The 24,860-nt window shown below is 43.5% G+C and carries 24 protein-coding genes and 3 tRNA genes; 18 read left to right on the forward strand and 9 right to left on the reverse strand.

The window, feature by feature from the left end; all coding sequences use genetic code 11:
* Nucleotides 1-158: 158 nt before the first annotated feature.
* The 3 genes from dusA (at nucleotide 159) to ACVBJC_RS05050 (ending at nucleotide 2,013) form a co-directional block, all read left to right on the forward strand.
* Nucleotides 159-1,145, forward strand: a complete 987-nt coding sequence (gene dusA / locus ACVBJC_RS05040) for a tRNA dihydrouridine(20/20a) synthase DusA (protein ID WP_447159604.1) — start codon at nucleotides 159-161, stop codon at nucleotides 1,143-1,145.
* 230 nt (nucleotides 1,146-1,375) lie between these two features.
* Nucleotides 1,376-1,684, forward strand: a complete 309-nt coding sequence (locus tag ACVBJC_RS05045; protein ID WP_447159603.1) for a hypothetical protein — start codon at nucleotides 1,376-1,378, stop codon at nucleotides 1,682-1,684.
* A 128-nt stretch (nucleotides 1,685-1,812) separates the two neighbouring features.
* A complete protein-coding gene (locus tag ACVBJC_RS05050) occupies nucleotides 1,813-2,013 on the forward strand; it encodes a PspC domain-containing protein (RefSeq protein ID WP_447159602.1) in 201 nt (66 codons plus the stop codon).
* 228 nt (nucleotides 2,014-2,241) lie between these two features.
* Here the strand turns inward: ACVBJC_RS05050 and ACVBJC_RS05055 are convergent, their stop codons facing one another.
* A complete protein-coding gene (locus tag ACVBJC_RS05055) occupies nucleotides 2,242-2,979 on the reverse strand; it encodes an enoyl-CoA hydratase-related protein (protein WP_447159601.1) in 738 nt (245 codons plus the stop codon).
* A gap of 33 nt (nucleotides 2,980-3,012) precedes the next feature.
* Here ACVBJC_RS05055 and ACVBJC_RS05060 point away from each other — a divergent pair, with 33 nt between their 5' ends.
* Genes ACVBJC_RS05060 through ACVBJC_RS05070 form a run of 3 tightly spaced genes read left to right on the forward strand, consistent with a single transcriptional unit; the run spans nucleotide 3,013 to nucleotide 5,216 of the window.
* Nucleotides 3,013-3,492 (forward strand): copper chaperone PCu(A)C, encoded by a 480-nt coding sequence (locus ACVBJC_RS05060; protein WP_447159600.1) that lies wholly within the window; start codon nucleotides 3,013-3,015, stop codon nucleotides 3,490-3,492.
* Nucleotides 3,493-3,504: 12 nt separating this feature from the next.
* Nucleotides 3,505-4,476 carry a DUF2333 family protein gene (locus tag ACVBJC_RS05065; protein WP_447159599.1) on the forward strand — a complete coding sequence of 324 codons (972 nt, stop codon included), beginning with the start codon at nucleotides 3,505-3,507 and terminating at the stop codon, nucleotides 4,474-4,476.
* Between the two features lie 2 nt (nucleotides 4,477-4,478).
* Nucleotides 4,479-5,216: a TIGR04219 family outer membrane beta-barrel protein gene (locus tag ACVBJC_RS05070; RefSeq protein ID WP_447159598.1), complete on the forward strand. Its 738-nt coding sequence runs from the start codon at nucleotides 4,479-4,481 to the stop codon at nucleotides 5,214-5,216.
* 104 nt (nucleotides 5,217-5,320) lie between these two features.
* On the opposite strand, the gene tolC is transcribed toward ACVBJC_RS05070, so the two are convergent.
* Nucleotides 5,321-6,640, reverse strand: coding sequence for an outer membrane channel protein TolC (gene tolC, locus ACVBJC_RS05075; protein WP_447159597.1), 1,320 nt, complete (start codon nucleotides 6,638-6,640; stop codon nucleotides 5,321-5,323).
* Between the two features lie 291 nt (nucleotides 6,641-6,931).
* Between tolC and nudF the strand changes: the two genes are divergently transcribed.
* The 7 genes from nudF to parC all read left to right on the forward strand — a co-directional run bounded on the left by nudF (nucleotide 6,932) and on the right by parC (nucleotide 14,892).
* Nucleotides 6,932-7,534, forward strand: coding sequence for an ADP-ribose diphosphatase (gene nudF / locus ACVBJC_RS05080; RefSeq protein ID WP_447159596.1), 603 nt, complete (start codon nucleotides 6,932-6,934; stop codon nucleotides 7,532-7,534).
* Nucleotides 7,535-7,606: 72 nt separating this feature from the next.
* Nucleotides 7,607-8,041 carry a DUF1249 domain-containing protein gene (locus tag ACVBJC_RS05085; protein WP_447159595.1) on the forward strand — a complete coding sequence of 145 codons (435 nt, stop codon included), beginning with the start codon at nucleotides 7,607-7,609 and terminating at the stop codon, nucleotides 8,039-8,041.
* 21 nt (nucleotides 8,042-8,062) lie between these two features.
* Nucleotides 8,063-8,902, forward strand: a complete 840-nt coding sequence (gene cpdA, locus ACVBJC_RS05090; RefSeq protein ID WP_447159594.1) for a 3',5'-cyclic-AMP phosphodiesterase — start codon at nucleotides 8,063-8,065, stop codon at nucleotides 8,900-8,902.
* 27 nt (nucleotides 8,903-8,929) lie between these two features.
* Nucleotides 8,930-9,502, forward strand: a complete 573-nt coding sequence (locus tag ACVBJC_RS05095; RefSeq protein ID WP_447159593.1) for a YqiA/YcfP family alpha/beta fold hydrolase — start codon at nucleotides 8,930-8,932, stop codon at nucleotides 9,500-9,502.
* Between the two features lie 55 nt (nucleotides 9,503-9,557).
* Entirely contained in the window at nucleotides 9,558-11,444 is a 1,887-nt protein-coding gene (gene parE / locus ACVBJC_RS05100) for a DNA topoisomerase IV subunit B (RefSeq protein WP_447159592.1), read from the forward strand.
* 77 nt (nucleotides 11,445-11,521) lie between these two features.
* A complete protein-coding gene (locus tag ACVBJC_RS05105; RefSeq protein ID WP_447159809.1) occupies nucleotides 11,522-12,625 on the forward strand; it encodes a PQQ-dependent sugar dehydrogenase in 1,104 nt (367 codons plus the stop codon).
* Nucleotides 12,625-14,892, forward strand: a complete 2,268-nt coding sequence (parC, locus tag ACVBJC_RS05110) for a DNA topoisomerase IV subunit A (protein ID WP_447159591.1) — start codon at nucleotides 12,625-12,627, stop codon at nucleotides 14,890-14,892. The genes ACVBJC_RS05105 and parC overlap by 1 nt, the downstream gene beginning before the upstream one ends.
* Nucleotides 14,893-14,957: 65 nt before the next feature.
* Here the strand turns inward: parC and ACVBJC_RS05115 are convergent, their stop codons facing one another.
* The gene (locus ACVBJC_RS05115) at nucleotides 14,958-15,149 is read right to left on the reverse strand and encodes a bacterioferritin-associated ferredoxin (protein ID WP_447159590.1); all 192 of its coding nucleotides are present in this window, start codon (nucleotides 15,147-15,149) and stop codon (nucleotides 14,958-14,960) included.
* A 181-nt stretch (nucleotides 15,150-15,330) separates the two neighbouring features.
* Nucleotides 15,331-16,257 (reverse strand): D-2-hydroxyacid dehydrogenase, encoded by a 927-nt coding sequence (locus ACVBJC_RS05120; RefSeq protein WP_447159589.1) that lies wholly within the window; start codon nucleotides 16,255-16,257, stop codon nucleotides 15,331-15,333.
* A gap of 49 nt (nucleotides 16,258-16,306) precedes the next feature.
* On the opposite strand from ACVBJC_RS05120, the gene ACVBJC_RS05125 reads away from it, so the two are divergent.
* Nucleotides 16,307-16,651, forward strand: a complete 345-nt coding sequence (locus tag ACVBJC_RS05125; RefSeq protein WP_447159588.1) for a DUF3392 domain-containing protein — start codon at nucleotides 16,307-16,309, stop codon at nucleotides 16,649-16,651.
* 71 nt (nucleotides 16,652-16,722) lie between these two features.
* Here ACVBJC_RS05125 and ACVBJC_RS05130 read toward each other — a convergent pair whose 3' ends face one another.
* The 5 genes from ACVBJC_RS05130 to rsgA form a co-directional block, all read right to left on the reverse strand.
* Nucleotides 16,723-17,418, reverse strand: coding sequence for a glycerophosphodiester phosphodiesterase (locus ACVBJC_RS05130; protein ID WP_447159587.1), 696 nt, complete (start codon nucleotides 17,416-17,418; stop codon nucleotides 16,723-16,725).
* A 24-nt stretch (nucleotides 17,419-17,442) separates the two neighbouring features.
* Nucleotides 17,443-20,631: a mechanosensitive ion channel domain-containing protein gene (locus tag ACVBJC_RS05135; RefSeq protein WP_447159586.1), complete on the reverse strand. Its 3,189-nt coding sequence runs from the start codon at nucleotides 20,629-20,631 to the stop codon at nucleotides 17,443-17,445.
* Nucleotides 20,632-20,700: 69 nt separating this feature from the next.
* The gene (locus ACVBJC_RS05140; RefSeq protein WP_447159585.1) at nucleotides 20,701-21,579 is read right to left on the reverse strand and encodes a DMT family transporter; all 879 of its coding nucleotides are present in this window, start codon (nucleotides 21,577-21,579) and stop codon (nucleotides 20,701-20,703) included.
* Between the two features lie 14 nt (nucleotides 21,580-21,593).
* On the reverse strand, nucleotides 21,594-22,457 hold the full coding sequence (gene asd, locus ACVBJC_RS05145; RefSeq protein ID WP_447159584.1) for an archaetidylserine decarboxylase: 864 nt from the start codon (nucleotides 22,455-22,457) through the stop codon (nucleotides 21,594-21,596).
* Nucleotides 22,458-22,616: 159 nt separating this feature from the next.
* Nucleotides 22,617-23,681, reverse strand: coding sequence for a small ribosomal subunit biogenesis GTPase RsgA (gene rsgA, locus ACVBJC_RS05150; RefSeq protein WP_447159583.1), 1,065 nt, complete (start codon nucleotides 23,679-23,681; stop codon nucleotides 22,617-22,619).
* Between the two features lie 112 nt (nucleotides 23,682-23,793).
* On the opposite strand from rsgA, the gene orn reads away from it, so the two are divergent.
* From orn to ACVBJC_RS05170, 4 genes are all read left to right on the forward strand, one after another.
* On the forward strand, nucleotides 23,794-24,339 hold the full coding sequence (gene orn / locus ACVBJC_RS05155) for an oligoribonuclease (RefSeq protein ID WP_447159582.1): 546 nt from the start codon (nucleotides 23,794-23,796) through the stop codon (nucleotides 24,337-24,339).
* A 196-nt stretch (nucleotides 24,340-24,535) separates the two neighbouring features.
* Nucleotides 24,536-24,611 (forward strand) — tRNA-Gly (locus ACVBJC_RS05160).
* 48 nt (nucleotides 24,612-24,659) lie between these two features.
* Nucleotides 24,660-24,735: transfer RNA gene (locus ACVBJC_RS05165), tRNA-Gly, on the forward strand.
* Nucleotides 24,736-24,783: 48 nt separating this feature from the next.
* Nucleotides 24,784-24,859 (forward strand) — tRNA-Gly (locus tag ACVBJC_RS05170).
* Nucleotide 24,860: the final 1 nt, after the last annotated feature.

Genomic DNA, 24,860 nt, shown 5'->3' on the forward strand with positions numbered 1-24,860 from the left:
ATGCGCCATTGTTGCATTTCAGCTGCTTTTTCTTGCTTGATAACCTTGTTCAATCTGGTATCTATCACGGCGGGTTTAGGGAGCGAGTATTTTACTAAATAGACACTCCCTTAGATTCCGGTGAGATAAGTCATTATATAGAGTTGGATAAATAGTTTATGTCAGTTAGACCAATCAATCGTACCTTTTCAATCGCTCCAATGCTGGATTGGACAGATAGGCATTATCGTTATTTTGCGCGTTTGATGTCTTCTCAGACCCTGCTATATACCGAGATGGTAACGACTGGTGCAATCTTACATGGACGAGGCGATTACCTCGCTTATAACGAAGAAGAGCATCCGTTGGCGTTGCAATTGGGTGGCTCAAATGCGGTAGATCTAGCGGCTTGTGCCAAGCTTGCTGCCGAGCGTGGTTACGATGAGATTAACCTTAACGTTGGGTGCCCATCGGATAGAGTGCAAAATGGTCGCTTTGGTGCTTGCTTAATGGCTGAGCCAGAACTTGTCGCCGAGTGCGTGTCGGCAATGAAGCAGGTGGTAGATATTCCAGTCACTGTTAAGACACGTATTGGTATTGATGAGCAAGATAGCTATGAGTTTTTAACGCAGTTTATCGATACAGTAAAAGCTGCTGGCTGTGAAGAATTTATTATTCACGCTCGTAAGGCGTGGCTTCAGGGGTTGAGTCCAAAAGAGAACCGCGAAATTCCGCCTTTAGATTATGAGCGCGTGTATCAACTTAAGCGCGATTATCCTGAGTTAAATCTCAGTATCAATGGTGGTGTTAAAACCCTAGAAGAGTGTCAGACACATCTGCAGCATCTCGATGGTGTAATGGTTGGCCGTGAAGCTTACCAAAACCCATATATGCTAGCTGAAGTCGATCAAAAGCTATGTGGCATCGACTCTCCGATACTTAGCCGTGATGACGTGTTAGAAAGATTGCTGCCTTATATTGAAGCTCACCTTAAGCAAGGTGGTCGCCTTAACCATATTTCTCGCCATATTATTGGTCTTTACCAAGGTGAGGTGGGCTCACGCATATGGCGCCGTTATATAAGCGAAAATGCTCACAAACAAGGGGCTGGGATTGAGGTTATCACTCAAGCTCGAGCCGCTATGGACGACATCGTTAGCTTGTAATTATTCAATTTAGTGAAATTCACCAGCGCTTGGTGAGTTTCACTAATATCTTTTATTGTTTGAATTTTACTCATCCACACAAAACTGCCTTTTACGGTTATTCCCCTTTAAAAACATATTGTTATTTGATTTTTGTAAAGTTGGCACACAGCTTGTATTAGTTACGATGTAATTAGCTCTTACGTAATTAAGAACCATACAACTAGGTGAAACTCGAAAAGGAATCCATTATGTTTAATTCTACTGTATTGAAAACTGTTAAAGCTTCTCTATTCACAGCTGTACTTCTAGCGGCAAGCACCACTGCTCAGGCTGAAAACTCAATCATTACCGATGTGGCTAACAACATCGAAAAGAATATTTCTTCGCAGATGCAAGAGATGATGAGTAAAGCGCAAACTGAATTAAGTCTGTCTATCCAATCTCAAATGTCTGAAATGATGTTCGATTTAGGCAGTGAGCATGAATTAGTGAATGAGCAGTTAACTGCAACAAACAATGATAAGCCGTTAGTAACAAGTGCTGTCATTAAGGATTAATCATGTGGTTCTTTGCTCAGTTTATAGCATTGCTACTACTGCCAGTGATTAGTTTAGTTATGTTTGCTTGTTTAGTGTGTTCACTAGAGTGGCACAAATTAGAAGATTAGTAGAAAAGGGAGTTTGTTATGGGTGATATTGTTGATCGATTAAAAGATCCACGTTCATTAGTATGTGGTGTGGCAGCGGCAATGGCTGATAAGTTTGATTGGTCTTGCATGTGGACCCGAGTGGTCTGTGCTGTAGCTATATTTTGTAATCCAGCTATGGGGTTGCTTACTTATTTTGTATTAGCTTTAGTGCTACCAAAATGGGAAAAGCCATGTTGATGCCAGTGTATAAAATAGTGAGCAAGAGGAAAATTGAATGAGAGTGCTGACCCCCTCGAAAGGCATCACCATAATTTGTTATCAGCTGCATTGTCATTATCCGGTGACAATACCCATGAAACACGGATGCTAACATTGATAATTAGCATCCGTATCTACTGGATGAAGCAAGCGCATTAAAGCTGAACATATTAAAGCTAAGCGCAATAAACCTTAAACCTTAACCGATTAACGATTTAAAAATGCAGCAAATCGAGCTTTAGCCTCATCACTTGCAAGTCTCGCCTCAAACTCTATAAGCTCTTTTTCCATCTGTATTCGTACAGCATCCTTGTTATAGCGTACCAATTTTTTTGTTGTTTGCAGCGATATAGGCGGCAAGGCCGCTAATTTCTGGGCACGATTAAAAGCAAAATCAAAAATGCTTTCATTGTCGATGATATCGTTAATTAATCCGTAAGACAGTGCTTGTTCGGCATTAAAGCTTTCTCCTAGCATCAACAGCTCGCTTGCTTTTGCTTGCCCTACCACTTGGGGGAGTAACATGCTCGCACCCGCTTCAGGGACGAGAGCCAGTTGCACAAAAGGCAGCTGAAATTTAGCGCTGTTATCGGCATAAACTAAATCGCAATGCAGTAGCATGGTCGTTCCTATACCAACGGCTGCACCGGTTACGGCGGCAACGACAGGTTTTTTAAGTTCTAACAGGCAAAATAGGAAACGAAAAGCTGGGTGTTCAGCACCTAAACCACTATTTTGTAAAAAGTCAGCAACATCATTACCGGAAGTAAAACAATCTGCTTGACCGCGAAACATAAAGGCTCGAATTTCATTGTCCGACTCACCTTGGATAAGGTATTCTGTTAGCTGTGTATACATTTGTAGGTTAAGCGCATTACGCTTATCCGGACGATTAAACGTAATAATACGTACCCCATTATCGTCCCTAACCTGAATCGTGCTCATTCGTTATGTCCTCATTTTACGAATTGGGTTTACATGGAGTTTAAGACATTGAAGCTAATATTCAAACAACTGTTTAACCTTGTTCTTTTGAGCTGTTTGTCGTTTACAACTTATGCGCAAGTGGTACTTGTTGATGGCTATGTACGCGCTATGCCTGCAACCGTACCGAACAGCGCAGCATATATCACTATTGAGAATCATGGTGATGCGACTCGCTTAGTCGCTGTCGATGCTCCCTTTGCTAAAGAAGCGCAATTACACACGCTAATAGAAGAAGATGGCATGATAAAAATGCGTCAAGTTGATGGCTTTGACATAGACTCTCATGGACGCCTCGAACTGTCTGAATCAGGAAATCATATTATGCTAATGGGATTAGTTGCGCCGTTAGTTATCGATTCTAGCGTTGATATGACGCTTAAATTTGCAGATGGAACAAAGCAGAAGATTAACTTACCCGTTAAGAAACAAGCCAAACCAAGCGATAGTGCTCATCAGCATCATCACCACTAAGGAGCAAGTCAAATGCAAGTGACATGGAAGAAAGTCTTAGCAGCCGTTATTGTTGTTTTTTTGATTGGTTATCTGATTAGTGTCTGGTGGAGTGTTGAGCCTGAACCGATTGAGCAAAACGCATATAACCAGCAGAGTGTTGACAATGTTATTGGTTATGCAACAACGAGCGCATTGATTTTGACTATTGAAGCTTTGTTGGATAAGCCTGGTGGTTGGCTGTCAAATGATGTGACCCCTCCTGCTATTTTTATGGATAACATGCCTGCATTTGAATTTGGAGCCATTGAGCAAACGCGAGATCTTGCGTTGATCATGCGCAAAGAGTTTAGCCGTTCACAGTCTCAATCAACTGCTGATAAAGATTTATTAGCGGCGCATTCAAAACTGAATATTGAGCACACAAGTTGGTTAGTCCCTAGTGCTGAGAGTGAGTACCGTGACGCTGTAAAGTTACTCAAGCTTTATCGTGCTCGCATGACGGCTGCTGAAAATCCTGATGCGCAGTTTTATGCTCGCGCCGATAACCTCAATGAGTGGCTTAAAGAGGTGCAAAAGCGTTTAGGCAGTATGTCGCAAAGGTTGTCTGCAAGCGTAGGGCAGGAACGATTAAATACCGATCTATCAGGCGATAGTTCTGCCAGACAATCTACACCTGGCTATGATGCGCAAGAGATCAAAACCAGCTGGTGGGAAATTGATGACGTTTTTTATGAGACTCGTGGTGCCACCTGGGCGTTACTGAATTTCATGAAGGCTATCGAAGTCGATTTTGCCGATGTACTAGAAAAGAAAAATGCTCAAGTTAGTCTGCGTCAGATTATTCGTGAGCTAGAAGAAACACAACAACCTGTTTGGAGCCCAATGATCCTTAATGGTTCTGGATTTGGGGTTGTCGCTAATCACTCTTTAGTGATGGCAAACTACATCTCCCGCGCAAATGCTGCGGTTATCGATCTAACTAACTTATTGACTCAAGGTTAACTATGAAAAAGACGTTATTGGTATGTGCCCTATTAGGTTCATTTGTGGGCACTTCAGCTCAGGCTGCTACTGTTTTAGGTTTTAAAGTCGGTGGCGACTACTGGAAGGCTGATACTAATGGAACTTTTGCTGAGAAGGGTCAACCGCAGCAAGAGTTTAATTATAAAGACTCTTCGCAAGGAAGCATCTGGGTTGCTGTAGAGCATCCAATTCCGCTAGTGCCAAATGTGAAGATTAGACAAAATAGCTTAGATGCTGATGGCAAGATGAGCGGTGCTGATTTCAGCTATAACGGTCACGATTTCCAAGGTGATGTGAATACTAGCACTGATTTAAGCAACACCGATTTCGTGCTTTACTACGAGATCTTAGATAACGATATCGTAGCACTGGATTTAGGTGCAGCTTATAAGAAGATGGACGGTAAGTTCCGCGTATCTGATGCTGGTCACCCTGAAACTAAAAATATCGATAGCGGCATTGTAATGGGTTATATCGACGCGCAGGTTGGTGTTCCAGGTCTTGGTCTTTATGGTTTTGCTGATGTAATGATGGGCGTTGATGAGTCTAGCGTTTATGATTACTCTGTCGGCCTTGGCTGGAATTTTGACGGTGCAGCATTAGATTACCGTATTCGCGCCGGTTACCGTGACTTTAAGTTTGACGTTAATGGTTTCGATGGCGTAACGGCTGACATGCAGTTTAAAGGTTACTTTGCTGGTGTTGAACTCGTATTCTAATCATTTAGCATTCTAATTCCAGCGATTCTTAATACTAATCACTATTAAGAATCGCACATAAAAAAACCGCCATTTGGCGGTTTTTTTATGTTTAACAAGACGAGTTACTGAGTTTTTACAGGAGCAGTAAGGCCATTGTTAATTGAAGCAACATCATCTTCGTTTAATGTACCAGCCGCTTGCTTAAGCGCTAGAATAGAGTTGATGTAGCCATAACGTGCGTCAGATAGCTTACGCTTTGAGTCATATAGGTTTCGTGTACTGTTCAATACGTCAACAATGGTACGTGTACCGACTTCAAAACCAGCTTCAGTGGCCTGTAGTGCACTCTGTGAAGAGATCACTGATTGCTCGTAAGCACGGATAGAGCTGATAGAAGCGCCGACGTTGTTAAAGTTATTGCGTACATTTTTAACCACTTGACGGTGCGTCTGCTCAAGTTTTGCGCTTGCTTCTACGTATTGGTACTGTGCTTGATTAACTTGTGAAGAGACCTTGAAACCTTCAAAAATAGGAATGCTCAGTGTTACACCAACCGTGCCGTTATCAAACTGGTCACTACCATTCATGGCAGGCTTTTGTTCAATCCCTTTATTGTAACCGGCATTTAAGCTTAGTGATGGCATGTGACCCGCTTTATAAAGCGTGATGGTTTCTTCTGCAATATCTTTTCCGATACGCGTTGTCATCAAGTCAATGCTGTTGGTTTCTGCGATCTTAATCCAATCATTTGAAGATGCTGGTGCAACCGCTGTTGCTGAAAAGCGATTCATATCTAGGATATCGATGCTCTTATGATCAATACCTGTAATTTCACGTAGTGCTTCGTAGCTATTAGCAAGGGTATTTTGGCTTAGGATTTCTTGCGCGTTAGCTAAGTCATACTGAGCCTGTGCTTCGTGTACGTCAGTGATTGCGGTCAAACCTACAGCAAAACGTTGTTTAGTCTGCTCTAGCTGACGTCCAATAGCACGCTTTTCTGCGCCTTGAAACTCATAGTCATCCATAGCGGTTAACACGTCAAAGTAAGCGTTAGTTACACGGATAATAAGGCTCTGTAGCGACGATGCGTAAGCAGAATCTGCTTGAGAAGCGGCTTTTTCGGCTAGGTTTAAGCCTACCCATGCGCTGTGATCGTAAATCACTTGATTAAGCGTTATGCCGCCAACAATACCACTTGAGTCAGCACTCGGGTCATTCCATGCTTTGTCGTAACCTACATTTGCACTGATGGTTGGTAGTAGTGGCGCACGGTTTTCTTCAATCTGTTCATACAAAGCATCACGTTGGGCTTGAGCTTGTAGCACAATTGGATCACTGGTCAATGCTTGTTGATATATTTGTAGAAGGTCATCAGCATTAGCTGCTTGTGCGGTAGCTGCAAGTGTCAGTGCGGCACATAGAGAACGGATCTTGAATTTCATTTGCTGTCCTTTTTAGACAAAATTCTCCATTGAGGAGCGAATTTAACTTGTTATGTTTAGCTTTGCCTTACCTATAAAACTAAAAGTAAGACGGTTTGCGCTTCCCGACGCTTCCCAATACATCTAAACTTAGTGGTTAAATAGTAAAAACCTACAAATTCTAAGTCAACTCAGAAGTGTAACAGTTTTTAATCGTTATGATTAGTACTGCTTTCATCATAGTATTAATTTTTTTGTTTGAATTTATTGTGGCATAAATACCTTTATAAACAAGTATGTTTAGGATGAAAAATGAACAGTACCTTTAATCGCAACGACGTAGAGCTTCTCAGTAAGAAAACCTTGTATAAAGGTTTCTTTAAAATGGATGAATATCGCTTTAAACACCGCTTGTTTGCCGGGGGCTGGAGCGCTGAGGTGTCACGTGAAGTGTTTGAGCGTGGTCATGCGGTAGTGGTGCTACCTTACGACCCCATTACCGACCAAGTGGTATTAATCGAACAGATCCGAATTCCGGTACTTGAATGTGCTAAATCACCTTGGTTATTTGAGCTGGTGGCCGGGATGATTGATAGCGGTCAAACATCAATGGATATAGCGCATCGAGAGTTAAAAGAAGAAACCGGATTAACCGCTCAGAGTATGAGCAAGGTTAATGAATACTTTTCAAGTCCGGGTGGAACGAGCGAGCGTTTTGACTTTTATTGGGCTAAAGTGTGCGCCGCAGATGCGACGGGGCTTCACGGTCTAGATGAAGAGCATGAAGATATTCGGGTGCATGTTGTCAGTCGCGAGCAAGCGTATAACATGGTGGTAGAGGGACGAATAGATAACGCCTCTACGGTAATAGGTTTGCTCTGGTTGCAACTTAATTATCAAACAATCACCAAATAATCCACTAAACAAGTCGATTAACGATAAACCGCCGTATTAAAGCAATTAACGAGAAAGTGTTGGAATGTAGTCGTGTCAAATATCGTCTTTGCAAAAAATAAAAAATATCAGCCTAATGTCAGTCAGTTTTTGGCGCTTTGTGGGCGTAACTATATGCACATTCAGCGCTGGCTAACCCTTGAACCGTCAGAGGGCATGCAATGGCGGGTAAAAGGCGAGTTTGGTCAGCTCGATGTTTGCTTGCTAGAAAATACCAAATACACTCAATTGGTACAGATCTCCCGCTGCATCGGTAACCATCAGCTGATCTCAACGCCTAAAGTTTCTGTGCGCATTTACCATGATGCTAAATTAGCAGAAGTGTTAACTAGTCAACAGATTTACCAATTGCGACCAGTGTATGATTATCCAAATATGCATATGCATCATCGGGATGAAAAGTACCAAGTCAATGCTTTTCTAGAAGAGTTATTGAAGATTGATAACTTAACTAAATTTGTCAGTTGATCTAATTATTGGGTAACTAATTTGCTAAAGACGGCTATCTCTTATTCAATTACTGAAGCTAAGAGTGTGAGAATCGTGCAAGTCACAGATCCTCACCTGTTTGCCGATCCCGAAGCTCAGCTACTCGGCGTTAATACTGCTCAAAGTCTTGGGGCAGTACTTAATACTATCTCAGCTGTAAACTATCCTGCCGACTTCATGCTGGCAACCGGTGACATTAGTCAAGATTACTCCAATGAGTCGTATCACAATTTTGTCGATGCTATTTCTCCTTTAGGGCTCCCTTGCCATTATCTTCCCGGTAATCATGATGATCCACGGATCATGAATCTACATATGCAAGGGCCTAAAGTATTTGGTCAAAAGCGTATTTTGGCTGGAAATTGGCAGATCCTTATGTTGGACTCGACGGTAAGAGGGCGCCCTGGTGGCCATATGTCCACTGCCGAGTTAGGCTTGATTGATAGCGCGATAGCGGCTGAGCCTGAACGTCATACTTTACTTGTTATGCATCACAATCCGGTTCTTGCTGGCTGCACCTGGCTTGACCAACACTGTATGGATAATGGCAGCGACTTCATTGAAAGAGTTGTCCAGTATCCTCAAGTAAAAGGTTTGTTGTGGGGGCACATTCATCAAACTATCGATACTGAGCATAAAGGTCCTCATGGTGCCGTTAAACTGATGGCAACCCCATCGACCTGCATCCAGTTTAAGCCCAAGTCTCCATACTTTGCCCTTGATGCACTGCAACCGGGATACCGTTTGCTGGAGCTTAAATCCGATGGTAGCATTCTGACTAATGTTTACCGGGTACCTGGCGAAACATTTTCACCCGATAAAGATGCTGGCGGTTATTAGATAAGAAAAACCGCAGTGTGAGGAAGTATGCTGCTATATATACATGGATTTAATAGTTCTCCCCTTTCTGACAAAGGTGTGGTTACCGCGCGTTTTATTGCGCAACATCACCCCAAGCTGAATTTTCAACAGCCGCAACTGCCCAGCGAACCGCTAGAAGCGATGGCACTTTTGATCGATATTATTGAAAAAGCCAAAGCTGAGGGAGAGTCTCTAACCTATATTGGCTCTTCGTTAGGCGGATATTTCGCAAGTTATTTGGCAGAAACTTACGGTGGACGCGCAGTTTTAATTAATCCTGCGGTAAAACCGTTCGAACTGTTTGATGAATTCATTGGCACTCAGTACAATCCCTATACGGATGAGACCTACCAAGTCGTTGCTGAACATAAGCAAGACGTCGCGCGTTACAATACGCCCGCAATATTAAATCCAGATCGCTTTTATGTGCTGTTACAGACAGGCGATGAAGTGCTCGACTATAAACAGGCCGTGCAGAAATATCACTGCTGTAAGCTCTTAATAGAACCGGATGGGGACCATAGCTTTATTGGTTATGAGGCCCAGCTTGCTTCTATCTGTGAATATCTGTTTTCTTGACAAATAGACCCGTAGGGCCGCAACATGGCCTGAATAACATAAAAATATGTGTGCCATGACAAACCAATACACCTCAGATGCTATTGAAGTCCTAAATGGACTCGACCCTGTAAAACGTCGCCCCGGTATGTATACCGATACTTCGCGCCCGAACCATTTAGGACAGGAAGTCATAGATAATAGTGTCGACGAGGCATTAGCTGGGCATGCCAGCCGTATCGACGTTATTTTGCATGCCGACAATTCCCTGGAAGTCACCGATGACGGCCGTGGTATGCCTGTTGATATTCATCCTGAAGAAGGGATCCCAGGCGTTGAGCTGATTTTAACTAAGCTGCACGCGGGCGGTAAGTTCTCCAATAAAAACTATCAGTTTTCAGGGGGTCTCCACGGTGTGGGGATCTCAGTGGTAAACGCGCTTTCAAGTCGCGTCGAAATAACCGTGAGACGTAATGCTGAAGTCTATGAGATGGCATTTGAGCACGGTGAAAAAGTTGAAGATTTACATGTAACGGGTACCTGTGGTCGTCGTAATACCGGTACCAGTGTTCATTTTTGGCCAGATCCTAGCTACTTTGACTCTGGCAATTTTTCGATTTCCAAGCTGACTTATTTACTTAAAGCCAAAGCGGTACTGTGTCCCGGACTGCGGATTAAGTTTGTTAATAAGCAAACTAATGAAACCCAAGAGTGGTTTTATGAAAGCGGCTTAGAAGATTACTTAAAATCGTCTATCAATGGCGTGCCTACACTGCCTGAAGTGCCATTTGTCGGTAGCTTTGCTGGTAATTTAGAGGCTGCAGATTGGGCGATTACATGGTTACCTGAAGGTGGTGACTACCTAAATGAAAGTTACGTAAACCTTATTCCAACCCCACTTGGCGGTACGCACGTAAACGGCTTTAGGCAAGGTTTGCTTGAGTCTATGCGTGAGTTTTGTGAGTTTCGTAACTTGATGCCGCGTGGCATTAAGCTAACTCCTGAAGATATTTGGGATCGAAGCACCTTTATTTTATCAATTAAGATGCAAGATCCGCAGTTTGCCGGTCAAACCAAAGAGAAACTGTCTAGCAGGCAGTGTGCGGCGTTTGTATCGGGTATCGTACGCGATGCATTTAGCCTCTGGCTAAACACCAATACAGAGCAAGCAGAAGCCTTGGCTGACATGTGTATTAATAATGCACAAAAGCGATTGAAAGCGGCAAAGAAGGTGGCGCGTAAGCGTATTACTTCAGGCCCAGCTTTGCCGGGTAAGTTAACGGACTGTAGTGGCCAAGACCCAATGCGCGGCGAGCTGTTCCTGGTGGAAGGTGACTCTGCGGGCGGTAGTGCAAAACAGGCCCGTGATCGTGAGTTTCAAGCGATTATGCCGCTACGTGGTAAGATCTTAAATACCTGGGAAGTCGATGCTTCACAAGTATTAGCCTCGCAAGAAGTACATGATATTTCGGTGGCGATTGGTTGTGACCCAGATAGTGCGGATATCTCAGAGTTGAGATATGGTAAAATCTGTATCCTTGCTGATGCGGACTCGGATGGTCTGCATATTGCCACACTGTTGTGCGCGCTCTTTATGAAGCACTATCGAGTGTTGGTGGAGCTGGGACATATTTATGTGGCTATGCCACCACTGTTTCGTGTCGATATCGGCAAAGATGTATTTTATGCCCTCGATGAGGCGGAAAAAAACGGTATTCTTGATAGAATTACCGCAGAAAAACGGAAAGGAAAAGTCCAAGTTACACGATTCAAGGGATTGGGTGAGATGAATCCGCTGCAATTACGTGAAACCACTATGGACCCAAATACGCGTCGATTAGTGCAATTAACCATAGATGATGCCGATGACACAATGGCACTTATGGATATGCTTTTAGCCAAGAAACGCTCTGGAGACAGAAAGACTTGGTTAGAGACTAAGGGTGATCTTGCCCTGCTCTAATCGGTAGTTTGTGATTTTAATCAGACAAAAGAATAATAATGACGTTTGAAAACTATCGAAATCAAATAGCTGTTGGGATGTCGCTGCTTTGCGCTCACTTTATTTTTAGCTGTAGTGCCTTAGCGGCCGATCCAGTGATGATCACTGTATCAAAAGGCTTTGGTTTAACCTTATACGCCTCCAATCTTGGTGATGCTAAGCAGTTGGCGATAGGCGACAAAGGCACTTTGTTTGTCGGCTCTTATCGAGACGGTACTATTACCGCTTTGGTTGATGCCGATAACGACGGGCGTGTAGACAAACGTTATACGATAGCGAAAGGCTTAGATTATCCTGAGGCGATCGCATTTCATAACGGTGCGTTATATGTCGCTGAACAGAGACGTATTTTACGCTTCAATCAAATCGAGTCTCGACTAAAAAGGCCGGGACGTCCGAAAGAAGTTTACGACCGCTTGCCGGGCAATAGTAAGAAAAGCCGCCGTGCCATGCAATTTGGCCCAGATGGGCTGTTATATATTGCTATTGGAGCCCCCTGTAATGTGTGCGAATCAGAAGCGCCCTACAGCAGTATTATGGCGATAGATATTGAAACTGGTGCGAGTGAGCAAATCGTTACGGGTGTTAGAAAGGTACTTGCCTTTGATTGGTCTGTTGAAGATAAGCAGCTTTGGTTCGCTGATAATGGTCGTGACTGGATGGGGGATAACCTACCACCGGATGAGATTAATAAAGTTGAACGCAAAGGAAGTCATTTTGGCTTCCCATATATTCATGCTACCGACATTATAGAGCCCGCATATGATAAGCCTAAAAACTTAAAAGTGGTTGCGCCAAATTACGAGTTACCCGCTCATGTTGGCGCTAAGGGGCTGCATTTCTATCGTGGTACACAGTTCCCTGAACGTTTTCATAATCAGATGTTTGTTGCCGAAAATGGTTCTTGGAACCGTTCAAGTAAAGTGGGCTATCAAGTGGTTATGTTAGAGATTAACGATGGCCAAGTTAGCAAAAGAAGCACTGTAGTGAGTTTTTTAGACGGAGAGTTTCCCGTCGCTAGACCATATTCATTGGTCACTGCACCCGATGGTGCTATGTATATTTCTGATGATCTAAAGGGCAATATTTACCGTTTGTTCTATAGAGACTCAGCAAAAAATCAGTCACAGGATAATGATTAATGAGTGATGCGATAGATTTAAGCCTTGATGGCGTTGAGCAAATGCCTCTACGCCGCTTCACGGAAGAGGCATATCTGAACTATTCCATGTATGTCATCATGGATCGTGCATTGCCACATATTGGCGATGGACTTAAACCCGTTCAAAGACGCATTATCTATGCAATGAGTGAGCTTGGCTTATCGGCTCAATCTAAGCATAAGAAGTCAGCTCGTACAGTCGGTGACGTTTTAGGTAAATATCACCCTCATGGTGATAGTGCTTGTTATGAAGCGATGGTATTGATGGCGCAGCCTTTCTCGTACCGTTATCCGTTGGTTGATGGTCAAGGTAACTGGGGGGCGCCCGATGATCCTAAGTCATTTGCGGCGATGCGTTATACCGAAGCGAGACTGTCAAAGTTTTCAGAAGTATTACTCAGTGAGCTAGGACAGGGTACGGTTGATTGGGGCGTTAACTTTGACGGCACCATGAAAGAGCCACTGGTTTTGCCTGCACGCTTACCGCATATCTTACTTAATGGTATTACTGGTATTGCCGTTGGTATGGCAACTGACGTTCCACCGCATAACGCCAAAGAGTTGGTGGGCGCGTGTGTAGAGCTACTAGATAACCCCAAAGCCGATTTAGCGCGCTTGATGGAGTTTGTACCAGGGCCTGATTATCCGACCGAAGCTGAAATTATTACGCCTGCTGCCGATATCGCTAAAATTTACCAGACGGGTCGAGGCTCGATTAAGGCTCGCGCTGTTTATACGGTAGAAAATGGTGAAGTCGTTATTACCGCCTTGCCTCACCAAGCGGGTAGTGGCAAGATTTTAGAGCAAATAGCGGCGCAAATGCAGGCTAAAAAGCTACCTATGGTGACGGATCTACGTGATGAATCTGATCATGAGAATCCTGTTCGTCTTATCATAGTGCCACGTTCTAATCGTGTTGATTGCGATCAGATGATGGCACATCTGTTTGCCACCACCGATCTGCAGAAAAGCTTTAGAGTTAACCTTAACGTACTAGGGCTAAATGGTCGTCCGCAAGTTAAAGGCTTGCTAGAGCTATTAACTGAATGGCTCACATTTAGAATGACGACGGTTAAACGCCGTTTAGAATATCGATTAGATAAAATTTTAGCGAGATTACATATTCTAGATGCTTTGATGATTGCATTTTTGAATATCGACGAAGTGATTGAGATTATTCGTTATAACGATGATCCTAAAGCTGAATTGATCTCTCGATTTGATTTATCAGATAAGCAAGCCGATGCTATTTTAGATTTGAAATTGCGTCACTTAGCAAAGCTTGAAGAGTTTAAGATTAAGGGTGAGCAGAGCGAGCTTGAAGAGGAACGTGACAAGTTACAATTATTGTTAAGCTCTGAGCGTCGAATGAAGACGTTGATCAAGAAAGAACTTATCAGAGACGGTGAAGATTACGGTGATGAGCGTCGTTCGCCACTCGTTGAGCGTACAGAGTCTAAAGCGCTAACTCAGCAAGAGTTGGTCGCAGTAGAATCTGTTACGGTTGTGCTGTCTGAGAAAGGTTGGGTGCGCTGTGCTAAAGGCCATGATGTTGATGGTCAGACTTTATCTTACAAAGCAGGCGATAGCTTCTTACGCTCTGCTCAAGGGCGCAGTAATCAACCGAGCGTGTTTATTGACACATCTGGTAGGGCATTTGCCACCGAAACCCATACCTTGCCGTCAGCACGATCTCAGGGGGAACCTATTACAACTAGGTTTAATTTAGCCCCTGGAGCGACCATGGAGCATTTGCTTCTGTCTGATGAGGAGCAATGCTACTTATTAGCGTCTGATGCGGGTTACGGCTTTATCTGTGCCAACAAAGACATGGTGTCGCGTAATAAGGCGGGCAAGGCGCTGCTGAGCTTGCCAGCTAATGCTAAGGTGTTGTTGCCACAGAAGGTGGATAAGTCAAAGGCACAGTCGATATTAGCGATTACCAATGAGGGCCGTATGTTACTGTTCTCACTTGATGCGCTACCTCAGCTTTCTAAAGGTAAAGGCAATAAGATCATCGGCATCCCTGGCGAACGAGCTAAGAGCCGTGAAGAACTGCTATTGCATTTGAATGTGATCCCAGAAGATACTGCGGTTACCCTGTGGGCTGGTAAGCGCAAGCTAACCTTAAAGCCGAGTGACTTGGAGCATTATCGTGGTGAGCGTGGCCGCCGTGGTGCTAAGTTACCGCGTGGCTTGCAACGTGTTGATAGCGTAGAGCTAGGAGACGGAGAGCCTGTAATTTAGGGTTTATTTATCTAGCCGTTAAACAAAAAATGCAGCCCATTGGCTGCATTTTTTATGAATCGTGTTTATGCGACTTCGTAGAAATTCGGTTCGATATCAACTTGTCGTTGGATGATCTGCGTCGCCATCTTGGCACATTTCCCACATTGATCAGCCACACCAAGACGCCTTTTAACGTCAGCTAAAGAAGAGTCACCTTGGCTAACAGCTTCTTTAATCTGGGTATCAGTGATTGCATGGCAAAGACAAACGTACATGGAATATCATCTCTAAATCGAACATGGCCCGAAGTATAAATGGAAATGATTCTCAATGCTAATAACGACTAGATATAGATATTGGTCATTTCATCTAAGCCAGTTATTAAAAAGCGTGCTTAGCTCACATTATTGTTATGGTTGCCGTATTGCTCATATTTTGTGCGCCACTGGACGTTAATTAGTAACCACGCTCAAAGTGCACTCTATGGGAAAGCTGTTCGCCGTTTATCCACTTGTGGAAGTTTTTGCTAAAAATCTCTACCACCTGCTCAGGAAAGCTAGGCGCCGCAATATGCGGTGTAATGATAACATTGTCCAGGGACCAAATTGGATGCTCTTCTGGCAGAGGCTCTTGATTAAATACATCGAGAATCGCCTGTTGCTCAGGGTGCGAAATTAACTGTTGATAGAGCGCGTCTAAATCCAGTACATCTCCGCGACCTAGGTTAAATAGCACGACCTCTTCTTTGAGGAGCGACAGGGTATGCTTGTCTAGTGCGCCTCGTGTTTCAGGTGTGCTGGGGAGGATACTCGCAACCGCATCGGCTTGGGGTAAATAACGGCTAAGGTTGGCTAAAGTATCAACTTCATCAAAGCTTTTAGTGGGTTTAGCTCCACGGTTAATGCCAATAACATGCATACCAAAGTGCTTGGCTGTTTGAGCAATATGCTTGGCAATTGAGCCAGTACCTAGTAACAGTAATGTTTGTCCTTGTAGGGTTTTAAAACTGCCAGGTAACCAGATTTTCTGCTCCTGTTGGGTCTTATACTTACGATGCTGCCTTTGGTAGGCCAGCAGGTAACCAAACAGATACTCACTCATTAGTGGTCCGAAAATGCCTCTCACATTGGTGAGCTCATAGTCTTTTCTTTGCCTAGGTTTGACCAGGGCGTCGACCCCCGCGAAAGTCGATTGCATCCATTTTAAATTGGCAGCATGAGGTAGCAGCGGAGCGGCCAATTGTGGTTCAGCTAACCAGATATCGGCATTAAAAATACTTTTAGGATCATCATCTAAAATGAGCGTGTTAGGAAGATGGCACGAATTTAATAGTTGGCGATAACGCTCATTTTCTCTGGTAAGCAATAGTAGCTTGTGTCCCATACTAACTCCCTATATTCTACATTTATCTTTGTTTTAACTTGCTTGGCCAATGTCTAATCTAATATCTAATGCTATTGAATTTCTTAACTATTTAGGCGGATTCATCACCCCTTGGCTAGCTGAAGTTTCAACGGCAATTATCGCTTGCTGTCTGGTCGTGTTTGGCGCTGATATTAATCGTTTTTTACGTCGATATTTTGCGGGGCGCTCGTTTTTGCTACGCACACTTATTTTTGTGATTGTGAATGCATTTGGCTATGGTTTGATTATCATCAATTTAAGCCCATTGTTAGCGCTATATATGGCCAAAATACCCTTACACTGGTTATTTGTTTTGCTTGTGACCATTTTCTTCGCTATAGGTAGCTGGGCACAACGCAATAGACAAGTTTAAGTTGTTAATTTTAGTGTAGTTTATTTTTTTTACTTTGTGCAAATCAGCGAATGTCTCGCTTGCCAGAGCCGCTATTTTTTCGCTAGATGAGTCAGTGCTCGGTCTGGGTAATTAGTGAATATCCCATCGACCCCCATTCGCTTTAGCATGTCGAGATCGTCAAGATTATCTACAGTATAAACATACACCTTGGCACCTCGCTTATGGGCATCATCAACCATCTCTTGGGTCGTAAAACTTAACCCTAAATGGATTGAATAGGCATGGAGTTGACTGACGATATGAGCGAGCTCGAGTGGCACACCTTCGATTAACGGTGCAACTAACGCATCTGGAAATTGCTGTTTAAAGCTCGCTAGAAACGGATGATTAAACGATGAGATCAATAGCTTGTCAGCGTCATACTTAAGTTCACTAAGAAGTTTTGGGTAGAGAGCCATAAATGCTTCTAGGCAAGCTAGTCCCTTTAGTTCAATGTTGACTAAGGTATTGTGGGGGTTAAGCAAGCTTAACACTTGGATTAAGCTTGGAATTGATTCACCATCAATGGTCACTAAGCTTAACGCCTCCTTAGTGAATTGTTCAATAAGACCCGTCCCTGAGCTTTTCGGCTCTAGGCGCCTATCATGAAATACATACAGCTCATCTTCGACTAAGTGGATATCAAGCTCTACAGCCTTTGCACCTAATTCAACGGCTTTGGCAAAAGCTGCAAGACTATTTTCAGCCACATAACCGCTGGCGCCGCGGTGAGCAAATATCATCATAACGAGTTCTCAATAATCTTGTGTTTAGGTTCTTAACAAGTTTTGTACGTCCTTACTCTGGGTAGGGGACAGATGTACTTCAAGCTGCGGATAAGCAAGCTCTAGGTCGTTCTCTCGTAACTTCTTGCTAATCTGCTTGTGGAGTTTATGTCTTAATGGCCAGCGTGCACCCATGTCTTTAGCATAAGCTCGAACTTCAAAGTCTTGGGTGTGTTGGCCAAATCCTGCAAACCAAACTTCAGGTTCAGGTGAAAGTAGTGCATCATCACATTCTTGTACCGCTTGATAAAGTGCCGCTTCAACACGCGCAGGATCGGAGTCTCGTGCAACAGAAACATAAACAATAACGCGTGTAATCGGGTCTGATAGAGACCAATTAATCAATTGTTCAGTAATAAAGGCCTTGTTGGGCACGATGATCTCTTTGCGATCCCAATCGACGATCGTCGTCGCTCGAATTTGAATTTTACTCACGGTACCGGTTAAATCACGAATGGTGACTGTGTCGCCTATTCGCACAGGCTTTTCAAATAGAATAATCAAACCTGAGATAAAGTTTGCAAAGATCTCTTGCAGACCAAAACCTAAACCAACCGACAGTGCCGCCACTAACCATTGCAGTTTCGACCATTCCATCCCTAAGGTTGAAAAGCCACTGAGTACACCAAATAATATGACTAAATAACGGCTTACAGTCGTTAGAGCAAAACCCGTGCCCTGACTGAGATCTAACCTCTGTAGAATGGTTAGCTCAATAAGGCCAGGTAGATTAGTTGCTATCATCATCGAAAAACCGACGATTATTAGCGATAGCAGCAGGGACTTAAGGGTGATTGGGATCTGTTGCTCAATACCATTAATCGTGGTGTTGCTAGACCATAACGTGACGCCATCAAGTAGTGAGAACAGTGCGGTATGAGTTTGGGTCCAGAGACCAACAATACTGGCAAGAAACGCGAGTAGTAACAATGAGCGTACTAGCCCTAAAGACTGACTAGAGATGGTTTCCAGATCGACCGTCGGTTCTTCATAGGTATCGACTTGTTCACTCACACCGACATCACCTTTTTCACGTTGCGCGAGTACTTCTGCACGTTTGGCTTTGGCGCGATCGAAGGCGATACGACGACGTTCAATTAACATCCAACGCTTAATGAGATGGTAAAGCAGTAGGAAACCAAGGCCAAAAATTAATGATAGCTGCAACTGCAGGAACATCTGGAATGCAGTGTAGTAATAGCCCTGAAATGCTAGAACTGCACAGGCAAGCGGCATAATGATTAACATGGCCCACAAGAGTTTTTGAATGAGCTTTTTGTTTTTGCTGTGTTCGGGAGTGGTTTGTTTGTTCGATAGGCTGAGCATATCTTTGTAAAACCAAAACAGCATTAAACAGAAAATGATAAATGCACCACGGCCTAGGCTGTTTCGAACCAATGAAGTATCGATGATCTCAGTAAAGGCCATGATGGCAAAAAATGGGGTAGCCATAATGGTGAACTGTCTGAAGCGTTCTTGTCCCGATCTTACAATGCTTTTAGGGGCTTTAAAGTGATTGATCAATAAGCCTCTGTCTAGGGCTAGTAGATACACAAATCGATAAAGTTGATACAAGATCCCAAGGGCCATGATCCCCATGCCAATTGCGGAGACGAAATTATGGCTAGAAAGGTGGAAAATGCCACCTGCTAGTACTATTGGTAGCGGTTTTAATAGGCTATAGAAAAATGAGTTAACCAATACATGGAAGGTGTAAATAAACTTATCTTGGGTAACGTTACCCACAAAAGCGAGTTCGCGGCGCATGGCGGATTTAAACTTAGGGGTTAAGATATCCTGAGCGACAAGGCTAACGACAAATAGGATCAGCCACCAAGACCAAAGCGAGCTTTGATCGTTAAAAGAGCTTTGCATCTGATTCCAAGGTGCTTGTTGCAGCATCCATTGGATACTTTGATGCAAGTCGGTGATCCACAGACCTCCAATACTGTTTGCATTGGGGACCCAGAATAGATGTTCATTTAAGGTGCTTTTTAGTGTGAGATATTGCTGATTAAGTTGCTCATAGCTAACTCTAAGATCGGCCAGTTCACTTAAATATTGGTCATAACTTTGCAGCAACTGCTGCAATAACATGCCTTGAGACGATAACAGTTTGGCTTGCAATGAGTTATCGGCGCCAATATCTATCACTTGCTGACTATTAAGAGTTTGCGCTTGTTCTACCTGATATCGAGCAAGTCGAGTATTGGCAATTTCGTTCTGTACAGGATCCTGATTTGGCGGCTTAGGCAGTGCTTGAAGCATCTGTAAGAAACGCTCACCAAAGGCGGAGTTGAGCTTAATCCAGCCAATCTGCTGTTGAATAGTGGTTAACTGTATGGCTTGCGCTTGATACAGGGCTTCGGCTTGTTCTTGTTGACTCAGTGCTAGGCTTATCTTGTGATTCAGTTTTTTTAAACTTTCGCCATAAAGCAAGTTACTGTCACTGAGCTCTTGGGCTACGGGGTCGTGGTCTTTACCACTGGGTAAAAGACTGCCAGCAATGGTCGCTTCAGTGCGAGCTTGCCTCTGTAGCACGATTTGTTGATTCAAGCGTTCGATCAAAAGTTCTTGCTGAGCGAGTTGCTCACGTACCAACTTTAACTGTAACTGATTAAGGTCTATCTCTTTTTGGCTGCTTGCGAGTAATGCTTCTAAGGTCTTAACATGTTGTTGGTACAGTTCGCCCTGAGCCGTCAAAATTTGGTTATTAATCGTTTGTTCTTTAGCTATGCGGATTTTTTTGTGCTTTTGCAGCGCAGCTCTAGCTTTTACCAATGCATCTGGGAGTTCATTATGGGATTTAATCAGTGCATTGATTTTTTGACTAAGGCTTATTTCTACTTCTTTCAATTCCGACAAGCGTAGGTATGCGAGTGATGCTTGTTGGTTAATATCTTTTTGATTTGATGATGTGAGTGGCTTCTGTGCATCTTTTATTTGATTGAGCAGGTTTTGTTTATGCTTATCAAAATTTTGCAGTAGTTCACGGGCACTATTTTCAGTGAAGACAAGATCGTTAATTTTATCCTGTAATAGGCTCAATTGTTCTTGTGGCGTCGACTCGCTACTAGAGGGAGACAGGCCAAGGCGTTTCTCTATTTGGAGTGGGGAGTTCGCATTAGCGGATAAGGCGAATAAGCACAGAAAGAGTAATAAAAAACGATGCATGATAAGAGTACGAACAAGGCAAAAAGGACTTGCTCATAGTAGCCAAGTTATCGTGATAAATAAATCGCTCTATGTACTCTTTTTTGCTCGGTTTGATCTGTGACTTTGTTGGGTTTCAAATAAGGCCGTCGCGACGACTAGCATTCCACCAATAATCGTTTTCATTGCTAAGTCTTCACCAAGCACGAATAAAGCCAGCATGGCGCCGTAAAAAGGTTGCAGGCATGAGACTAATCCTACCGTTTTAGCGCTGAGTAATCTTAATGCTGAAGTAAATAGCGCATGAGGGGCAGCGGTAAACACTACGCCTAATAAAATAATTAACCACCATACATTTTGCTCTATGGTATTAAGCTCGACACTTAACCATGGAGCCAGAAAGAATACAGCAACTGAGGTCTGATAGAACATGGCTTGCTGGCCGCTATAGGCGGTAAAGTATCGCTTATGTAATAGATTGCGGGCTGTAAATAGTGCCGCAGATAAAATACCGATAGCAATACCTAAAGTCACCTCGTTACCTAGACTCGCCTCCGGGATCAGTAAAGACACACCAATTAATACCACCACGCCACTGACAACATCAGCCAGTTTAAGCTTTGTTTTGGTAACGATAGGCTCAACCAGTACGGTCATAACCGGATAAGTAAAAAAGGCAATCATGCCTATGGCAACCGATGATAGCTGCATAGAGGCAAAATAGGTGACCCAGTGCAAACTAACAAGAATGCCTAGACCTATGGCAATAAAGTAGTCTTTACCAGCATTGAGTGACAGGCGTTGTTTACTGAGCTTTACGATTAAGGCTAATACGGTGGCAGCGACAACGCAGCGTAGCAGGGTGATATCGAGTGCGCTAAGAGGGATAAGCTTTGAAAACAGCGCGGTGCCGCCGAAAAGTAGCACCGCGAAGTGAAGTTCTAACAGCCCTGTTTTTTTATTGTCCATTCATACCTTAGAGATTAGTCTTCGATTTTTGCAAAAGCTTGACCCATACGTGTCACGCTTTTTGGTTCTACTCCAGTAGCAAATTCATCGAGGGCATCTTTAGCGAATAACATCACTACAGTGCTACCTAGCTTAAAGCGGCCCATTTCAGCGCCTTTATCAAGCGTCAATGCATTAGGGCCTTCAGTTGGGTAATCCCAAGTGAATACTTTTTTGCCTGTTGGTGGTGTGACTGTACCTGCCCAAACTGTTTCAATGCTTGCCACAATTGTAGCGCCAACTAATACCATGGCCATAGGGCCGATTTCAGTTTCGAAAATAGCGACAACACGCTCGTTACGTGCAAATAAACCGGGCACATTTTCAGCTGTTAATGGATTAACAGAGAAGAGTTCACCAGGAACATAAGTCATCTTAGACAAGGTGCCTTTAATTGGCATGTGAATGCGATGATAGTCTTTTGGTGCAAGGTAAATTGTGGCAAAGTCGCCGCCTTCAAAACGCTTAGCATCATCAGCCTGATCACCTAGCAATGCAAGTGAAGAATAATCATGTCCTTTGGCCTGAAAAATACGTCCTTCTTTAATCGGGCCGAGTTGGCTAACTGCGCCATCTACAGGGTGAACGATATAATCATTGTCATCACATAATGGACGAATCCCTGGTTTTAATGCGCGAGTAAAGAAGTCATTAAAACTTGCATAAGCAGTGGCTTCTGGCTGCGCGGCTTCACTCATATCAATTTTATACTGCTTGATAAACCAGTTAATAGCGGCTGTCGTCACTGACCCCATTTCTGCAGCGGCAAGTTTGCCTACAAGGCGAGAAAGCAAATGCTTTGGCATCATGTACTGCAGGGCAATTTTAACTTTATCCAATTTTAATATCCTTTAATCTTTCACCTATTTTGAGGTGCTATCTGTTTTTAATAAAGCGGGTGGGCCATTTTCACAAGTGGGCTGCGTTAAGTGCAGCGTCACTCAAGTTTGCCATCGTACCGCTTTATCTATTTTGATTTGACAGTTATCGAGTCGTTATTATTCGTCTGGACCCGCTCTAAAATGACGGGCATGTCTTTGCTCGTCTAAGCTAGCAATAATACGGTGGTAGTTATTGTATCTGTCTTCGGTGATCTCACCGGCTTTAAAAGCTTCGGTAATTGAGCAACCAGGATCATTTAAGTGTTTGCAGTCTCTAAATTTGCAAGTGCCTAAATAGTCTCTAAATTCAATAAAGCACCAGCCCACTCTGTCTGCAGGTAAGTGCCAGAGCGCGAATTCTCGCACACCTGGTGAGTCAATTAAATCTCCGCCAGTTGCAATATGCAGGAGTTTAGCTGTGGTGGTTGTGTGTTGACCTAAGCCAGAGTTTTGAGAAATATCTCCGGTGATTAGTTCTGCATCCGGCATCATGGCATTAATCATTGAAGATTTACCGACACCCGATTGCCCCACAAAGACACTGACTTTGCCATCCATTAACGCGTGTAGCTGCTCTACACCTTCACCGGTTATGCTGCTTACGCGGTAAATCTGGTATCCAATGGCTTTGTAGCGTTCAAGTGCAGCATCGATTTCAGGCGCTTCTTCAGGCGTAATTAAGTCAACTTTATTTAAGATGATGACAGGTTGGATGCCTGTGTCTTCAGCTGCAACTAAATAACGGTCGATGATTTGGGTAGTAAACGCCGGCTGTGTAGAGGTGACAATCAAAATCTGATCGATATTTGATGCAATGATTTTCACGCCATCATAAAGATCCGGGCGTGATAACAGCGAATGTCTTGGATGAACAGCCTCTACAATGCCTTCGATACGGCTAGCGCCCGACTCACTGGTCAAGGCTAAACGAACGATAACTTTATCACCGGTGACCAGACTTTTAATATTGCGTCGAATATTACAGCGAGCAAGATGTCCTCCGTCGGTCTCAACGTCAGCGTGCTGACCGAAACGGGAAATAATGGTGCCTTGCTGCTCAGGGCCTAACGTACTGTCTTGTAAGTCAGTCGTTTCGCCTGCGTCGTGGCTCTGTAATTTCTTTTTTTGGTTGGTCCGCATTCTGCGTAATTGACCATGGCTTAGCGGTTTCTTTTTGCTCACGTATTAGTCTTCAATGATAAAGGTGATTTTGTGTTGCTTAAAAAAGCAGTATGATACACGGTCTAAAACAAAAAAGCCTGAATTTAGGCTAACAGGAATAACAGGTCGCTTTATGGCTATAGATGAAAACAATCTGATTTGGGTCGATTTGGAAATGACAGGGCTAGAGCCTGACGTTGACAGAATTATTGAAATTGCCACAATAGTGACAGATAAAGAGCTCAACATTATCGCGCAAGGGCCTGTTTTTGCTATCCATCAGTCAGATGAACAGCTTGCTTTGATGGATGACTGGAACCAGAAACATCATGGTGAGTCTGGCCTTGTGGACCGCGTAAAAGCGAGTACTGTTAATGAAGAGCAGGCTATTGCAGAGACTATTGCCTTCTTATCGCAATATGTACCCGCAGGTGTTTCACCTATGTGCGGTAACAGTATTGGTCAAGATCGCCGCTTCTTAAATCGTTATATGCCAGCTTTAGAAGATTACTTTCACTATCGCAATATCGATGTGAGTACAATTAAAGAGCTAGTTCGTCGCTGGGAACCAACCGCGATGGAAGGTTTCAGTAAAAAGAATACTCACCAAGCATTACAAGATATCGAAGAATCTATCGCCGAATTGCAGTTTTATCGAGCGAAAGTATTTAGAATTTGACCAATCAGTCAGTTTATTTGCAAGAAGGGGTTGCACCGTAGGGATATTTTCATATAATGCGGCCTCAACTTTTCGCTAAGCACCAAACTTAGTGATTACTGATAAAAGTTGAAATGCGACATTAGCTCAGTTGCTAGAGGAAAGAACGATACCTTTAGTGAGTGGTTACAAGCTAAGATGCAAAATTAAGATTTATGCGACATTAGCTCAGTTGGTAGAGCGATACCTTGCCAAGGTATAGGTCATCGGTTCGAACCCGATATGTCGCTCCAAATTAAAACTTATGGGATGATTACATTCGGTAAGTAAAAAAGATTTATGCGACATTAGCTCAGTTGGTAGAGCGATACCTTGCCAAGGTATAGGTCATCGGTTCGAACCCGATATGTCGCTCCAAATTAAAACTTATGGGATGATTACATTCGGTAAGTAAAAAAGATTTATGCGACATTAGCTCAGTTGGTAGAGCGATACCTTGCCAAGGTATAGGTCATCGGTTCGAACCCGATATGTCGCTCCAA

The sequence above is a fragment of the Shewanella sp. 0m-6 genome (assembly GCF_052977325.1).

Coding starts and splice junctions, on each gene's coding strand:
- dusA (WP_447159604.1), top strand. CDS start 159: ATGTCAGTTAGACCAATCAATCGTACCTTTTCAATCGCTCCAATGCTG.
- ACVBJC_RS05045 (WP_447159603.1), top strand. CDS start 1,376: ATGTTTAATTCTACTGTATTGAAAACTGTTAAAGCTTCTCTATTCACA.
- ACVBJC_RS05050 (WP_447159602.1), top strand. CDS start 1,813: ATGGGTGATATTGTTGATCGATTAAAAGATCCACGTTCATTAGTATGT.
- ACVBJC_RS05055 (WP_447159601.1), bottom strand. CDS start 2,979: ATGAGCACGATTCAGGTTAGGGACGATAATGGGGTACGTATTATTACG.
- ACVBJC_RS05060 (WP_447159600.1), top strand. CDS start 3,013: ATGGAGTTTAAGACATTGAAGCTAATATTCAAACAACTGTTTAACCTT.
- ACVBJC_RS05065 (WP_447159599.1), top strand. CDS start 3,505: ATGCAAGTGACATGGAAGAAAGTCTTAGCAGCCGTTATTGTTGTTTTT.
- ACVBJC_RS05070 (WP_447159598.1), top strand. CDS start 4,479: ATGAAAAAGACGTTATTGGTATGTGCCCTATTAGGTTCATTTGTGGGC.
- tolC (WP_447159597.1), bottom strand. CDS start 6,640: ATGAAATTCAAGATCCGTTCTCTATGTGCCGCACTGACACTTGCAGCT.
- nudF (WP_447159596.1), top strand. CDS start 6,932: ATGAACAGTACCTTTAATCGCAACGACGTAGAGCTTCTCAGTAAGAAA.
- ACVBJC_RS05095 (WP_447159593.1), top strand. CDS start 8,930: ATGCTGCTATATATACATGGATTTAATAGTTCTCCCCTTTCTGACAAA.
- parE (WP_447159592.1), top strand. CDS start 9,558: ATGACAAACCAATACACCTCAGATGCTATTGAAGTCCTAAATGGACTC.
- ACVBJC_RS05105 (WP_447159809.1), top strand. CDS start 11,522: ATGTCGCTGCTTTGCGCTCACTTTATTTTTAGCTGTAGTGCCTTAGCG.
- parC (WP_447159591.1), top strand. CDS start 12,625: ATGAGTGATGCGATAGATTTAAGCCTTGATGGCGTTGAGCAAATGCCT.
- ACVBJC_RS05115 (WP_447159590.1), bottom strand. CDS start 15,149: ATGTACGTTTGTCTTTGCCATGCAATCACTGATACCCAGATTAAAGAA.
- ACVBJC_RS05120 (WP_447159589.1), bottom strand. CDS start 16,257: ATGGGACACAAGCTACTATTGCTTACCAGAGAAAATGAGCGTTATCGC.
- ACVBJC_RS05125 (WP_447159588.1), top strand. CDS start 16,307: ATGTCTAATCTAATATCTAATGCTATTGAATTTCTTAACTATTTAGGC.
- ACVBJC_RS05130 (WP_447159587.1), bottom strand. CDS start 17,418: ATGATGATATTTGCTCACCGCGGCGCCAGCGGTTATGTGGCTGAAAAT.
- ACVBJC_RS05135 (WP_447159586.1), bottom strand. CDS start 20,631: ATGCATCGTTTTTTATTACTCTTTCTGTGCTTATTCGCCTTATCCGCT.
- ACVBJC_RS05140 (WP_447159585.1), bottom strand. CDS start 21,579: ATGGACAATAAAAAAACAGGGCTGTTAGAACTTCACTTCGCGGTGCTA.
- orn (WP_447159582.1), top strand. CDS start 23,794: ATGGCTATAGATGAAAACAATCTGATTTGGGTCGATTTGGAAATGACA.